This window comes from Okibacterium fritillariae, assembly GCF_052783725.1.
On the sequence record NZ_CP199917.1, the window covers coordinates 2,702,686 to 2,716,610 of the forward strand.

General features: G+C 67.1%; 10 protein-coding genes. 1 reads left to right on the top strand and 9 read right to left on the bottom strand.

Annotation, left to right across the window (positions count from 1 at the left end; translation table 11 throughout):
• Nucleotides 1-124: 124 nt before the first annotated feature.
• Nucleotides 125-5,146, bottom strand: coding sequence for an ExeM/NucH family extracellular endonuclease (locus ACUWEX_RS12385; protein ID WP_445996427.1), 5,022 nt, complete (start codon nucleotides 5,144-5,146; stop codon nucleotides 125-127).
• Nucleotides 5,147-5,399: 253 nt separating this feature from the next.
• Complete coding sequence (locus ACUWEX_RS12390; RefSeq protein WP_079728506.1) at nucleotides 5,400-5,924, bottom strand: amino-acid N-acetyltransferase; 525 nt, start codon at nucleotides 5,922-5,924, stop codon at nucleotides 5,400-5,402.
• Between the two features lie 150 nt (nucleotides 5,925-6,074).
• On the opposite strand from ACUWEX_RS12390, the gene ACUWEX_RS12395 reads away from it, so the two are divergent.
• Nucleotides 6,075-6,248 (top strand): hypothetical protein, encoded by a 174-nt coding sequence (locus ACUWEX_RS12395; RefSeq protein ID WP_445996428.1) that lies wholly within the window; start codon nucleotides 6,075-6,077, stop codon nucleotides 6,246-6,248.
• Between the two features lie 110 nt (nucleotides 6,249-6,358).
• Here the strand turns inward: ACUWEX_RS12395 and ACUWEX_RS12400 are convergent, their stop codons facing one another.
• The 7 genes from ACUWEX_RS12400 to cls form a co-directional block, all read right to left on the bottom strand.
• On the bottom strand, nucleotides 6,359-8,887 hold the full coding sequence (locus ACUWEX_RS12400; protein ID WP_445996429.1) for an ATP-dependent Clp protease ATP-binding subunit: 2,529 nt from the start codon (nucleotides 8,885-8,887) through the stop codon (nucleotides 6,359-6,361).
• A 141-nt stretch (nucleotides 8,888-9,028) separates the two neighbouring features.
• Nucleotides 9,029-9,586, bottom strand: a complete 558-nt coding sequence (locus ACUWEX_RS12405) for a hypothetical protein (RefSeq protein WP_445996430.1) — start codon at nucleotides 9,584-9,586, stop codon at nucleotides 9,029-9,031.
• Complete coding sequence (locus ACUWEX_RS12410) at nucleotides 9,583-10,251, bottom strand: hypothetical protein (RefSeq protein ID WP_445996431.1); 669 nt, start codon at nucleotides 10,249-10,251, stop codon at nucleotides 9,583-9,585. The genes ACUWEX_RS12405 and ACUWEX_RS12410 overlap by 4 nt, the downstream gene beginning before the upstream one ends.
• On the bottom strand, nucleotides 10,244-10,771 hold the full coding sequence (locus ACUWEX_RS12415; RefSeq protein ID WP_445996432.1) for a hypothetical protein: 528 nt from the start codon (nucleotides 10,769-10,771) through the stop codon (nucleotides 10,244-10,246). The genes ACUWEX_RS12410 and ACUWEX_RS12415 overlap by 8 nt, the downstream gene beginning before the upstream one ends.
• Nucleotides 10,772-10,791: 20 nt before the next feature.
• Nucleotides 10,792-12,051 carry a putative T7SS-secreted protein gene (locus ACUWEX_RS12420; protein WP_445996433.1) on the bottom strand — a complete coding sequence of 420 codons (1,260 nt, stop codon included), beginning with the start codon at nucleotides 12,049-12,051 and terminating at the stop codon, nucleotides 10,792-10,794.
• A complete protein-coding gene (locus ACUWEX_RS12425; protein ID WP_445996434.1) occupies nucleotides 12,051-12,338 on the bottom strand; it encodes a hypothetical protein in 288 nt (95 codons plus the stop codon). The genes ACUWEX_RS12420 and ACUWEX_RS12425 overlap by 1 nt, the downstream gene beginning before the upstream one ends.
• Before the next feature lie 99 nt (nucleotides 12,339-12,437).
• Nucleotides 12,438-13,901 (bottom strand): cardiolipin synthase, encoded by a 1,464-nt coding sequence (gene cls / locus ACUWEX_RS12430; RefSeq protein ID WP_079728513.1) that lies wholly within the window; start codon nucleotides 13,899-13,901, stop codon nucleotides 12,438-12,440.
• Nucleotides 13,902-13,925: the final 24 nt, after the last annotated feature.

A 13,925-nucleotide genomic window follows, 5' to 3' on the forward strand; every position in this document is an offset into this window, starting at 1 on the left:
CGCATCGTAACGAGGCGCATCGACTGCCCCGGAACACGACATCGGAGGGTCGTCAGATCGACGGCCCTCCGATGTGTGTTCAGTTATGACGGCGGGAAACCCCGCCGGGTGTTACGACGTCGCGTCAGCCGTTCTGGCGGGTGCGTCGCACGCGCGCCGCGGCGAAGACTCCGCCTCCGGCCAGGAGCAGGAGCAGACCGGCCAGCAGACCCTGGCTCAGTTCGCCACCGGTGTTGCTGAGCGAACCGGTGCCGGTGCCGGCACCCGTTCCGCCGACGCCCGTTCCCGAGCCGGTTCCCGTGCCGTTACCGGCGCCCGTTCCCGGGTCTGCGCCGGGATCGGTGCCGGGGGTCGGAGCCAGCACGGTCACATCGGTCCAGCCGATGACCGCGCCGGAGGCATCCTGCACGGCGATGCGGTGCGCACCGGGCTCGGTGCCAGCCGGAACCGTGACCGTGACGTTGCCGTCGGCGTCGACCTGCGTCCAGCCGTCGCTGATCAGCACGGGCTCGGAGTACAGCCAAACCGAGACCCACTTGCCGATCCAGTCGCTGCCGACGTTGATGACGATCGTCTTGCCGGCCAGGAACTCCTTCACGGTGGTGATGAGGTCCTTGAGCGCGTCGATCAGAGCGTCGACACCGGCGGGAACAGGCGGCGTGGTCGGCTCGCCCGGAACGGTCGCGCCGGTGACCTGGAGGGGCACCCGCACGACGGTCTTGCTCTCGGCAGCGGTCAGCGTGACCGTCTGGGCTCCGGACGCAGTGGCCGGCACCGTGAAGGTGACGGTTGCCGCACCGGCGGTGACCGGGACGGTTGCCACGGCGGTGTCGCCGACCGTGACGGCCAGTTCGGTGTTGACCGGGGCGCCGAGCGACGTCAGGTCGAGCTTCGAGACCTCGAAGGTCACGGTGGAGCCCGGCTCGACGGCCGCGGTGGGAACACCCGTGACGGCGACCGCGCGGCGGTCGAACGACGGGGACGCACCCTTGTTGGCGCTCAGGTAGCTGATCCACGCGTCGCGGTCGACGAGACCCGAGTCGCGCGTGTTGGTGCCGTTGCCGAACTCACGGAAGTTGTCGCCACCCTGCAGCAGGAAGCTGAAGGAGCCGATCCGGTAGCTCTTGGCGGGGTCGATTGCCGCGCCGTTCACCGAGATGCTCGTGACCCGGTCACCCGCGGCGCGCGAGGCGTCGTAGGTGTAGGTCACGTTCTTCGACAGGCCGAGGTTGAGGAACGGCCGGCTCGGCACGGTGCCGTCGGCGTTCGTCTGCCACTGCTGCTCGAGCACGGTCTTGAACTGCGCGCCCGTGAGCGACGTGGTCCAGAGGTTGTTCACGAACGGCAGCACGGCGTTGGCCTCGGCGTAGGTGATGATGCCGTCGGTGCCGTAGATCAGGTCGGCGCGCAGGCCGCCCGGGTTGACGATGCCGATCTCGGCGCCACCGCGTTCGGCGGAGGACAGCGACGACACGAGCGAGTCGGCGACGAAGTTGCCGAGGGCGGACTCCGAGGCGCGGTCGTCGGTCTTGCCACCCGCGAAGGCGCGGGTGATGTCGGCCGTAATCGAACCGATGGGCTGTTCGCCGACCTCCTTGGCGGACGCGAGGGCCGCGTCGACGATCTTCTTGACCTCGGCCACGCGCGGGTAGGCGGCGACGAGGGCGGCGTCAGAGGTGGTCACGCGGGCGATGTTCTTTGCCGTGTGCGCGGTCACTTCACCGGTCGCCTTGACGACGTCGAGCGTGATCTGGCCGATGTTCTCGCCGTAGTTGCCGGTCTGAACGATGGCGCGGGTCTTGCCGGGCTTGCCGGGGATGGCCGCGTCCCACACGTACTGCTTGTGCGTGTGGCCCGTGAAGATGGCGTCGACCTCGGGGCTCGTCTTCGTGACGATGTCGGCGAAGGCGCCGCCTGCGGCGACTTCCTGCTCGAGCGTGGCCTTCTCGGGCGTGCCGGCTCCGGCACCCTCGTGGTACTCGGCGACGATGACATCCGCTTCGCCGTTGGCGGCGTTGCCGTCGCTCAGCTGGGCGGCGACACGGTTGACGGCCTCGATGGGGTCACCGAAGGTGAGGTCGGCGATACCACCGGGCGAGACGAGCGTTGCGGTCTCTTCGGTGACGACACCGATGACACCGACCTTCACGCCGTCGACGTCGATGACCGTGTATTCGTCGAGCGCCGGGGTGGTGGTGCCCTTCTTGTAGACGTTGGCGCCGAGGTAGGGCCAGGAGGCGTTCTTGCCGCCGTCGATCACGCGGTCGGTGAGGTCGGCGAAGCCGCCGTCGAACTCGTGGTTGCCGACGGCCGAGGCGGCGAGGCCCAGGGCGTTCAGCACGTCGATGGTGGGCTGGTCTTTGTCGACCGCCGAGGCGAACAGCGAGGCGCCGATGTTGTCACCGGCCGAGAGGAACAGCGAGCGGCTGTCGCCGAAACCGAACTTGGCACCCTCGACGGTTCCGGCGAACTTGACGGTGTTCTCGTCGATGCGTCCGTGGAAGTCGTTGATGTTCAGCAGGTTGATGCTCGTCGTGGCCGACGTTCCCGTGTTGATACCGACGACGACCGGGTCGTGGTCGCTCGAGCGGAACGGCGAGGCGTCGTACAGGTTCTTCGCGTTGTAGTTGAAACGCGAGTACTCGAGGGCGACCGATTCGACGGAGTTGATGTTCCAGACATCCGCACCCGTCACGGTCTGGTCGGCCTCGGGCGAGGCGAACACGTGGTCGAGCGAGCCGACGGCACCGCCGTAGGCGTAAGTGTATTCGCCCGTCTTGGCCTCCTGGCTGATGTAGCCGGCCTTCTTGATGACGTCGATCGGGTCTTCGGCCGCGTAGGCGTTGAAGTCGCCGACGAGGAAGACCTTCTTGGTGCCGGCCTGCGTCTTCATCTTCTCGGCGAAGGCGACGAGGTCGGTGGCCTGGCGGGTGCGGTCGCCCGTGAAGGCGCCCTGACCCTTGTCGGCGTTGTCACCGGTGGCCGCATCGGAGGAGCTCTTCGACTTGAAGTGGTTGGCGATGACGACGAAGGTGCTGGATGCCGGGTCACCGACAGGCTTGAAGGCCTGGGCGTTGGGCTGGCGAGCGTTCGAGAAGTTGGCCGAATCGGTCAGGATGGTCGACTCGCCGACCGTCTCGATGACGGCCTTCTTGTAGATGAAGGCCGTGCGGATGACGTCTTCCTTGGCGGGGAGCTTGGCGGGCGACGGGACGAACGCCCAGACATCCGAGCCGGCTGCCTTGTTGAGCGCCGCCACGAGAACGCCGAGCGCCTCGTCACGGGGCTTGCCGGCGGCGGCCGCGGAGTTCTCGATCTCTTCGAGCGAGATCACGTCGGCGCCGAGGCCGTTGATGGCCGCGACGATCTTGGCCTGCTGGCGCTCGAGGTTGGCGTCGTTGGCCGCCCCGCGCACGTTGCAGCCGCCGTTGACGGTGACGGGCTTGTCGGCGCGGTCCTTGTAGAAGGTGCAGCCGGCGACCTCGTCACCCGTGGTCGAGAAGTAGTTCAGCACGTTGAACGTGCCGAGGCGCACGTTGCCACCGACGTTGCGGGGGGCGGCCTCGCGCGTGTTGGCGAACGTGACGGGCTGGACGGTCGCCGCGTTGGCGTCGGTCAGCTGCGACGTGGGCTGGAACTTCCACGAGCTGTTGCGGTAGTCGAGGATGACGGGCTTCGTGAACGTCACGGCCGCACCGACGCGCACCGGGTTGGTGGTCGACAGGTAGGGCAGCGGGATGCTCTCGCCGATCTGCGGCTGGTCGTCGCGCGGCAGGAAGTTGATCGTGGACGCGTCGTCGAGCTTGACGAGGCCGGCCTTGGTGCGGGCCACCTCGGCGTCGTAGGCGGCCGAACCCGGCTTGCCGAGCACCGTCGGGTTGATCGCGGGCGTCGTGCCGACCATCAGGCCGATCTCGGCGTACTGGTTGGCGGCGTAGTTGTCGGTGACCGTGTAGGCACCCTGCGGCTTGATGATCATGCCCTCGAGCACCTCGCGCTGGGCGTCGGTGGCGGGGTAGGCGACCTCGGCGGGTGTCGGGGCGACGACACCGGCCTTGTCGAGCTGCTTCAGGTCGGATGCCGCGGCAACCGTGACCTGCGTCAGGCCGAAGTACTCGGAGACGGCGCCCGTGACCTCGACGTAGTCACCGATGGTGACGGAGGCGACGGTCGACGGCGAGTAGACGAACAGGCCCTCGGAGGCGAGGTGCTTCGTCAGGTCGAGCTTGCCGCCCGTGGCGGGCGTCTGGATGTAGTAGCCGCTGAAGCCGCCGTCGGAGTAAGCGGCCGTGACGACACCGCGCGCCGCGACGCGCTTGCCCACGAGGGGGCTGGCGTCGGTGGTGCCCTGGATGTCCCTGATCGCCGTGAGCTCGGCGGGTGTGCCGGGAGCCGGGGTCTCGGTGGGGCCCGGGGTGGGCGTGCCCGTGGGCGCGACCGTCGGCGTGGGAGTGGGTGCCGGGTCGGTCGGCGTCGGTGCCGCGGTCTCGCCGGCGGCGTTCGTCGGCGTGATGGTGGCCGAGAGGGTGAAGTCGGCGGCGTTGTCGTCGCTATCGGCGAAGCCCGTGCGGTTGAGGGACTTGACGTCGGTGTTGCTGGCGGGCGCCGTGGCGACGGCCTTCTCGAACGTCTGCGACGCGCCGTAGCCGAGCACGTCGGCGAAGAGCGGGTTGGCCGAGGTGTCGCCGGCGGGGGCCGTTGCGGGGGTGGTGCTCTTGACGAGGGCGAGCGTGCCGGTGGTGCCGCTCGGGGCGATGGTGCCCACGACATCCGGGGTGGGGAGCGCCGCGCCGACGGGGGCCGTCGTGCTGTTGCTGTTGCCCGAGACGAGGAAGTAGCCCTTGGGGGCGATCGAGCCCGTGAGGGGCGTCACGCCGCCGAAGCTGTCGGCCTCGGTGCCGGTGGCCTTGCGGTATTGGAGCGACCAGCCGCTGATGTCGATGGGGGCGTCGGTCGGGTTGTAGAGCTCGACGAACTTGTTGGTGAACGCGGCGCCGCGGCTTCCACCGCTGAGATAAGCCTCGTTGATCACCACCCCCGTTCCGTCTGGGGCGGCCTGCGCCGGAAGCACCGACAGTGGTGCGGCGGCGAGGCCGATGAGGGTCGCGAACGCGAGGAGTCTTCCTCGGCGTTGGGGCTCGGACATGGGTCTCCCTGGGGATGATGCGACGGGTGAGCACGCGAGTCGAGGGTGCGCGCCATCGCGCACCCAACTCGGGCGGCGACCTAGTCAGGCTAGGAAGCCGCCATAACCGCTCTGCGTCTGACAGATGAACAGTTGGTAAAAAAGTAACCCCAACGGGTGACACTCCAACGGGGCTGCAACAGATGAGCAGCGACACGCGCTAAGGGTGCCACTAAAGAGCAGCAAGCGGATGTTGCGGGCGAGAACCGCAGCGTCAGACGATGGTTTTCATCATCCGGGTGTTGCCGAGCGTGTTGGGCTTGACCCGGGCCAGGTCGAGGAACTCGGCCACACCCTCATCCCGAGAACGAATGAGTTCGTAGTAGACCTCGGGGTCGACGACGGTCTCGCCGATGGGCAGGAAGCCGTGGCGCTCGAAGAACGGCACCTCGAACGTGAGGCAGAACAGGCGGGTCACGCCGAGCTCGAGCGCGTCCTCCTCAAGCCGGGCCAGGATGGCTCCGCCCACGCCCGCGCGCAGGTGCTTCTGCGAGACGGCCAATGTGCGCACCTCACCGAGGTCCTCCCACATCACATGCAGCGCGCCGCATCCGATGAGCTCGCCCTCGGGCGTCTCGGCCACGCGGAACTCTTGCACGGCCTCGTAGAAAACGACGCGCTCCTTGCCGAGCAGGATGCGCTCCTGCACGAGGGGTTCGATGAGCGCCTGGATCTTCGGCACGTCGCTCGTGCGCGCCCGTCGCACCGTGTACTCGGTGCGCACCACGTGTTCCGCCATCTGCTGCCTCCATCCGCCTCGCCGGCGTCACCGTGATGCACCCTTCGTGCGCCGGTGGCCGCCATCCAGCCTAGACCCGGGGCCGCACTGCCAGTCCGGGGTTGTGCGCAACCGGTGGCGGCGGCGCGGGCCCGGGCGTACCGTTGCCGCATGAGCGATGCACAGGACAAGCCCACCGAAAACGACCCCTACTCCGACTTCTCGATCCCCCAGGACACCGACCTCGTGGCCGACCAGCCCGCCGGCGAGCAGGATGCCCCGGCGAAACGCGATGCGGCTGACCGCGACGCCGACCCCGACCTGAACGGCCTCGAGGAGAAGTAAGCCCGCCGCCCTAACACCCTCTTAAACGCCGAATGCGGCGACACAAACCCTGAGGTTCGGTCGCCGCATTCGACGTTACGGGCAGTCGACGTGAACGCCGACCGTGCCGACTAGTCGCTGGTGATCGCGAGGTCGGGGGTGGATGCCCCCGTGCCGAGCGCCGCACCGGCGTTGACGTTGGTCGACGCGTAGCCTTCGCGCTGGCTCGTCGTGAAGACGAACGTGCCATCGACGAAGTCGACGTGGACGTGGTCGCCCGCACCGAGCTCGCCGTGCAGGATCTTCTCGGACAGCGAGTCCTCGACCTCGTGCTGGATGGCGCGACGCAGCGGCCGGGCACCGAGCGACGGGTCGAAGCCGACCTCGATCAGGCGCTCCTTGGCGGGCAGCGTGAGTTCGACGGTCATGTCGCGGTCGAGCATGCGCTCGCCCAGACGCTTGATGAACAGATCGACGATCTGCAGCAACTCGGGCTTCGAGAGCTGCGGGAACACGATCGTGTCATCGACACGGTTGAGGAACTCGGGCTTGAAGTGCTTCTTCAGCTCTTCGTTGACCTTGCCGCGCATGATGTCGTACCCGGTGGAGGAGTCGCCCTCGACCTGGAAGCCGACCGGCCCGCCAGCGATGCCCTTCGAACCGAGGTTCGTGGTCATGATGATGACGGTGTTCTTGAAGTCGACGACACGACCCTGACCATCGGTCAGACGGCCCTCTTCGAGAATCTGCAACAGCGAGTTGAAGATGTCGGGGTGGGCCTTCTCGATCTCGTCGAACAGCACGACGCTGAACGGCTTGCGGCGCACCTTCTCGGTGAGCTGGCCGCCTTCTTCGAAGCCGACGAACCCGGGAGGGGCACCGAACAGACGCGAAACGGTGTGCTTCTCGCCGTATTCGGACATGTCGAGCGAGATCATCGCGCCCTCGTCGTCGAACAGGAACTCGGCGAGCGCCTTGGCGAGCTCGGTCTTTCCGACACCCGTGGGGCCGGCGAAGATGAACGAACCGCTCGGACGCTTCGGGTCCTTCAGGCCGGCACGCGTGCGTCGGATGGTCTTGGAGAGCGCCGAGATGGCCTCCTCCTGACCGATGACGCGCTGGTGCAGGGCCTTCTCCATGAAGACGAGCCGCGAGGACTCTTCCTCGGTGAGCTTGAACACGGGGATGCCGGTGGCCTGGGCCAGAACCTCGGCGATCAGACCTTCGTCGACCGTCGCGGTGGTCTTGACCTCACCCGAACGCCACTGCTTCTCGAGGCGCAGACGCTCGCCGAGGAGGTTCTTCTCCTCGTCGCGCAGCGATGCGGCCTTCTCGAAGTCCTGGTCTTCGATGGCGGCTTCCTTGGCCTCGCGCACCGTGGCGATCTTCTCGTCGAATTCGCGCAGCTCGGGCGGGCTCGACAGGATCGACAAGCGCAGGCGGGCGCCGGCCTCGTCGATCAGGTCGATGGCCTTGTCGGGCAGGAAGCGGTCGCTGATGTAGCGGTCGGCCAGGTTGGCGGCGGCCACGATCGCACCATCGGTGATGGACACCTTGTGGTGGGCCTCGTAGCGGTCGCGCAGACCCTTCAAGATGTTGATCGAGTGCGGGAGCGACGGCTCGGCGACCTGGATCGACTGGAAGCGACGCTCGAGCGCGGCATCCTTCTCGAAGTGCTTGCGGTACTCGTCGAGCGTGGTGGCGCCAATGGTCTGCAGCTCACCGCGGGCGAGAAGCGGCTTGAGGATGGAGGCGGCGTCGATCGCACCCTCGGCGGCACCCGCACCCACGAGGGTGTGGATCTCGTCGATGAAGACGATGATGTCGCCGCGCGTGCGGATCTCCTTGGTGACCTTCTTCAGGCGCTCCTCGAAGTCACCGCGGTAGCGGCTGCCCGCGATGAGCGAGCCGAGGTCGAGCGAGTAGAGCTGCTTGTCCTTCAGCGTCTCGGGAACATCGCCCTTGACGATCGCCTGGGCGAGGCCCTCGACGACGGCCGTCTTTCCCACACCGGGCTCACCGATGAGGACGGGGTTGTTCTTCGAGCGGCGCGACAGGATCTGCATGACGCGCTCGATCTCCTTCTCGCGCCCGATCACGGGGTCGAGCTTGGAGTCACGTGCGGCCTGGGTGAGGTTGCGCCCGAACTGGTCGAGGATCTGCGAACCACCCTGAGCCTGCTGCTCGGCGGGGGCACCGCCGACGGCAGCGGTCTCTTTGCCCTGGTAGCCCGAGAGCAACTGGATGACCTGCTGGCGCACGCGGTTGAGGTCGGCGCCGAGCTTCACCAGAACCTGGGCGGCGACGCCTTCACCCTCGCGGATGAGGCCGAGCAGGATGTGCTCGGTGCCGATGTAGTTGTGGCCGAGCTGCAGTGCTTCGCGCAGGGACAGCTCGAGGACCTTCTTCGCCCGCGGCGTGAAGGGGATGTGGCCGGTGGGCTGCTGCTGCCCCTGGCCGATGATGTCTTGCACCTGCTCGCGCACGGCGTCGAGCGAGATGTTCAGCGACTCGAGCGCCTTCGCTGCAACGCCCTCACCCTCGTGGATGAGGCCGAGCAGGATGTGCTCTGTGCCAATGTAATTGTGGTTGAGCATCTTGGCCTCTTCTTGGGCCAAAACGACAACGCGCCGAGCTCTGTCGGTGAATCTCTCGAACATGTTCACTCCTTGGGAAGGCCAGACAGGGAGGTGGCTTCCGATACAAAGAGAGTAACCGCGGAATCTGCCAAAAAGTCCGCTGTTCGCCGTGGGCGTGACCCCCGACATCCGGGTGGTAATTCTGCCGGGGTCGCGGATGCCTCAGCGGAACGTGACGGTGCGTGCAAGGTCGTCGAGCAGCTGGCGCATGCGCTCGAAGACGACCAGATCGTAGCTTGCCGTGTAGAGACGAGCGACCTCGGATCCCACCGCGAAAACGTAGTCCGTGCGCGCCACCACGGCACTGGTGCCATCGTCGAGGTCCAGGTAGCGGGTGACACGCACGCCCTCGACCCCGTCGGCGTTGTGGATCGACTCGACGGACGGATTCTCGATGGAGGTCGGATCGTTCGCGCCCGCGAGAGCGGCCAGGTCGCGCACATCGAACTCGGAACGCGCTTCGAGCACCAGATCGGCCAGGTAGGCGTCTCCCCCCGCGAACGCGAGGAAGCTCCGCGATGCACCACGTTCTGCGCGCGTCGATGCGACGAGGCGGGCCGTCTCGGCATGGGCGGACGCGTCGGCCGATGACAGGCGCCCCTGCGCCACGAGTTCGGCGATGAGATCGTCGGCCCAAGCGGCCACGGTCGGCCATCGATCGAACGGCCACTCCGAGGGAATGCCGATCCAGGCGTCGGGATGAGTGACGAAAACGCTCACAATCTGGGTTCTGCCTTTCTGACTGAGCTGCCGTGATCGACTCCGTGGTCGCGGGCATAGCGCCGGAACCTCAGGGTGGAGGCGATGGCATCGAAGAGTTCCTCGACGGCCGCTGAGACCCGCTCGCCATCGGGCATATCGAATCGAGCGATGCTGGCCGTCACGCTCAACCAGCGGCTGGTACCGGGCACGGCGGCCAGGTAGGAGATGCGACGGGTAGGCGGCACGTCGATGCCTTCGGGCCCCGTGCGCGGTTTCTCGTCGCTCACGCGTCGCACCGCGAGCACCCCGCCGATCTCGGTCGCGCGCGATTCGCCCCGGGCCGCGAACTGGAGGAGGACGTCCTCGGGTGTGCCACTACCGGCGGGGGGAACGGGCTCGGAGACCACGATCCCGAGCGGCACGGGTGCCCCGGCGAGCAGGTCGAGCGGGATGTACAGGTCGACGCCGCCGGCACCTCTCGCCTGAGCGACCGCCGAATCGAGCGCGGCCCGAACAATGGAACGCGCCCGTGTCGCTTGGTGAGGGGGGAGCTCGCGACCGACGGACCGGACGAGGTCTCGCACGGCAGTCCCTGCGGGGTCGCTCCCCGATGTGGCGATGTCGAGAGGGATGCGATGCCACCCCTCGGGCACCGCGAGCCAGTAAGGCAATCGGTCAACCATTCTTCGCTCCCCTGCCTGCAGCACGGGCGCTACGCCCGGAGTTACCCGGGAGGGTCTTCCACGCGCGGGCGAGACCGACGCCGCCCACGACGACACTGAGGAGGACGGGGAGCGCCCACAGGCCGAAGCCAGTGCCCGCCGAGTAGTACAGACCCGCAAGCAGGGTGAGCGCACCGCCGAGCAGCAGGGTCAGAGCGCCGATCGACCCGGGCGACGCCCACAGCACCAGTCGTTTGGTGAACGAATCTCGGTATTGCCGCCACGGATTCCACACCACGGCGAGCGCGAACGCCATCACCGCGGGGAACAGGAGAAAGAGCCACCACGGAGCCGGGAGCGGAAGTGCGCCGGCGACTTGTTCGATGCGCCCCGCGTTGTCGGGAAGGGAGGAACGACCAGGTGCTCCCGATATGAGAGCCAGAACGAGATTGACCACGAGGAGCACGGGGCCGTAGAGCAGATAGGCAAGGGTGTTGAGCGCGACCACGACGGCGGTGCGGCGCCCCGGAGCGTGGCTCACCCTCGCCCTCTCGGTCGCCGTCACCAATTGAGGTCTCGCACGGTCGACGTGCTCGCCTCTTGCATCGTCGAGGGGGTCATGGCCGAAATAGCCGGCGGGATGACAGCCGGCAGGACGGCATTGCCCACGTAGCCGCTGCCCCACAGGAACCGGCTGTTGCTCGCGGCAACGGCGGCCGCCGAGGTGGCTCCACTTCTCAGCGTCATATTCGCGATGATCGCCGTCTCGGCGAGCGCGCGCGCCTCGGACCCGATGACGGGCGCAAACCGCAGGTTCTCGACACCTTCGCGCGCGGCCGTCTCGACGAGCTCGACGGCCACAGAACGTGTCACACCCGATACACCGCTTCCTGCGGCGGAGGCCATCTGGGAGGTCGCGGCGGCGCTGGCCGTGGCACCCCTCGTCGCCGCGAGCCCGCCCTTGATGAGTTTGCCCGCACCGAAGGGGAGGACGGCCAGGGCGATCTCCGTGATCGCATCGACCCAGGACTTGTTTCCCGTGAGTGCCTGCATGGTCGCGTTCAGCACGGTAGCGACGGCGACGATCACAACGATCGCGCCCACGATGAGGTTGAGCCCGGGAACGAACATGGCGACAACGGCCAGGATGCCGGCGACGACACCGGCGATCGTCAAAACCGTATCGACCCACGGGTTCTCCTCGAAGAACTGGTCGACGTCATCCCAGAAGCCGTCGTTGAGGTCGCTCGCCTGCTCGACGTCGTGGATCGCATTCTCCGCGGTCGTCGCAGCGGTATCACGCGCGTCGATCGCTTCCTGCAAGAGGGTGATGGCCGCCTGCAATGACGCTGCGGCTCCGTCGGCTTCCGAACGTGCGCCATCACGCAATCCCTCGATGCGCGTGCGGTCGGCGGGTTCGAGGGCCGGGTCGTCGAGCTGGCGCTCATAAGCCGTGGCCTCCGAACCCGACGACTCTGTCGACGAGACAGCCGTCTGCGCCTGTGTCAGGGCCGTCACACTCGTCTCTTGGGCCGAGGTGAGCTCGGGCGCGTAAACGAGGAGGGCATCACCCGTGCCTCGGTATCGCTGCTCGGCCCGGTCGATGCGACCCGCGACCTGTTCGGCGATCTCGCGGAAGGCATCTACTGCCTCGCTCACGGTCGCCTTGTCATCGAGCAGCGCGCGAAGGTTTTGCGAGGTCTGCTTGATAGTCTCTGCCATCGCGACATAATTGTTGCCGGCGCTGGTCACGACAGCCGGATCGCCGGGAACGGGATCTGCGCCGTAATTGAGTGCCGTCCAGTCAGTGGGGCGTGCCATCAGTTCTCCTCCGTGAGTGCCGCCGCGAGGTCGTTGTCCACGCTCTCGAAGCCCTCCCGTACGCTCGTGAGCTGCTCGCCGAGGGAGGTGAGCTGTTCACTCAGCTCGGACCGGCGGTGATCCCATCCTTCAGCGAAAGCAAGGACGCGTTCCCCCAAAGCCATATGGCCCACCGCGACGGCGACGTCGTGGCTCTCACCGTTGGCTCCATCGAACTCTGCACGGATGCGGGCCAGGCTCGACACCATATCGTCGAGCAACGCCCCGTCGATCACAACCTTCTCCACGCCCCGCCCCTCTCGTTCGTCGTGTGTCCACGGTATCGAGCCCATAACGACGAAGCCATGGGGAGGGCTCCCCTGTGGATAACTCGGGCGTGTCGTCCGCTACTGCAGGGCGGAGGTGAGGCGGGCGATGTTGTCGAGGATGGTGGAGCGGAGCGGCTGCGTGAGCCACTCGTCGAGCGTGAGTTCGCGGCTGACGCTGCGGTAGTGGTCTTCGACCTGGCGCATCTCGTCGACGAAGTCCGCCCCGCGCACCATGAGCGAGACCTCCATGTTGAGGCCGAAGGAACGCATGTCCATGTTGCTCGAGCCGATGACCGCGATCTCGTCGTCGATCGTGAAGTGCTTGGCGTGCAGGATGTAGGGCGCCGGGTACATCCAAATGCGCACGCCCGCGCGCAGCAGTTCTTCGTAGTAGGAGCGCTGCGCGTGGTAGACGAGCGCCTGGTCGCCGATCTCGGAGACGAACAGATTGACCGGAACGCCGCGCTGCACGGCCGTGGTCACGGCATAGAGCATGGCCTCGTCGGGCACGAAGTAGGGGCTCGTGATGTTGATCTGGTGCTGCGCGTTGTAGATGAGCGCGAGGAAGAGGCGCAAGTTGTTCTCGCCGTCGAAACCGGGGCCGGAGGGCACCACCTGCAGTTCGAGGTCGCCGGCGTTGGTGGCGGCATCCAGGATGCCCGTCTCGTTGGTGAGGATCTGGTCGGTTTCGGAGTACCAATCGCTCAGGAACACGGCGTTGAGAGCGGCCACCGTCGGGCCCTCGATGCGCGTGACCAACTCCTGCCACTGCAGGCCGCGCTTGATGTTGCTCGACTTGTTGTAGCTGCGGTCGATCACGTTCTGCGAGCCCATGTAACCGATCGCGCCGTCGACGATCAGCAGCTTGCGGTGGTTGCGCAGGTCGGGGCGCTGGAACTTGCCCTTGAGCGGCTGGAGGGGCAGCATCAGGTGCCAGTCGGCGCCCATCTCGGTGAGGCGGCGCAGGGTCTTCTTGTAGTCGCGCGTGCGGAAGCTGGCGAAGTGGTCGAGCAGCACGCGCACGATGACGCCGCGCTTGACGGCCGCCTCGAGCGCGTCGAACAGCGGGTAGGTGGTCTGGTCGCACGTGAGGATGTAGAACTCCACGTGCACGAAACGCGTGGCGCGACCCACTTCCTCGGTCATGGCGTCGAGGGAGGCCTGGTAGTCGGCGATCAGCGTGGCGTCGTTGCCGCCCTGCAACGGCATGGAGCCGAGCCGGCGGTTGAGCGCGACGACGCTCGCGAACCACGGCGGCGACTCGTCGGTGAGGTTGGCCCGCACGAGGTCGCGCGTCGTCTGCCGGATGTAGACGTTGATGTCATCCTGCTTGCGCCGTCGTTTGCGAGGCAGCTTCGGGTTTCCGATGAGCAGGAAGACGACGATTCCGACGAGCGGGATGAGGAAGATCGCGAGCAGCCACGCCATGCCTGCCGTCGGGCGGCGGTTGCGCGGGACGATGATGACCGCGAGAACGCGGACCGCCAGGTCGAGGATGAGCAGCGCGATGCCGAACCAGCCCGTGAAGCCGTATGTAGTCACCGACTCTCCTCACGTTCGACTCGG

Bases quoted from the DNA above. Each gene is read 5' to 3' on its own strand.
- ACUWEX_RS12385 (WP_445996427.1), bottom strand. From the start codon at position 5,146: ATGTCCGAGCCCCAACGCCGAGGAAGACTCCTCGCGTTCGCGACCCTC.
- ACUWEX_RS12390 (WP_079728506.1), bottom strand. From the start codon at position 5,924: ATGGCGGAACACGTGGTGCGCACCGAGTACACGGTGCGACGGGCGCGC.
- ACUWEX_RS12395 (WP_445996428.1), top strand. From the start codon at position 6,075: ATGAGCGATGCACAGGACAAGCCCACCGAAAACGACCCCTACTCCGAC.
- ACUWEX_RS12400 (WP_445996429.1), bottom strand. From the start codon at position 8,887: ATGTTCGAGAGATTCACCGACAGAGCTCGGCGCGTTGTCGTTTTGGCC.
- ACUWEX_RS12410 (WP_445996431.1), bottom strand. From the start codon at position 10,251: ATGGTTGACCGATTGCCTTACTGGCTCGCGGTGCCCGAGGGGTGGCAT.
- ACUWEX_RS12420 (WP_445996433.1), bottom strand. From the start codon at position 12,051: ATGGCACGCCCCACTGACTGGACGGCACTCAATTACGGCGCAGATCCC.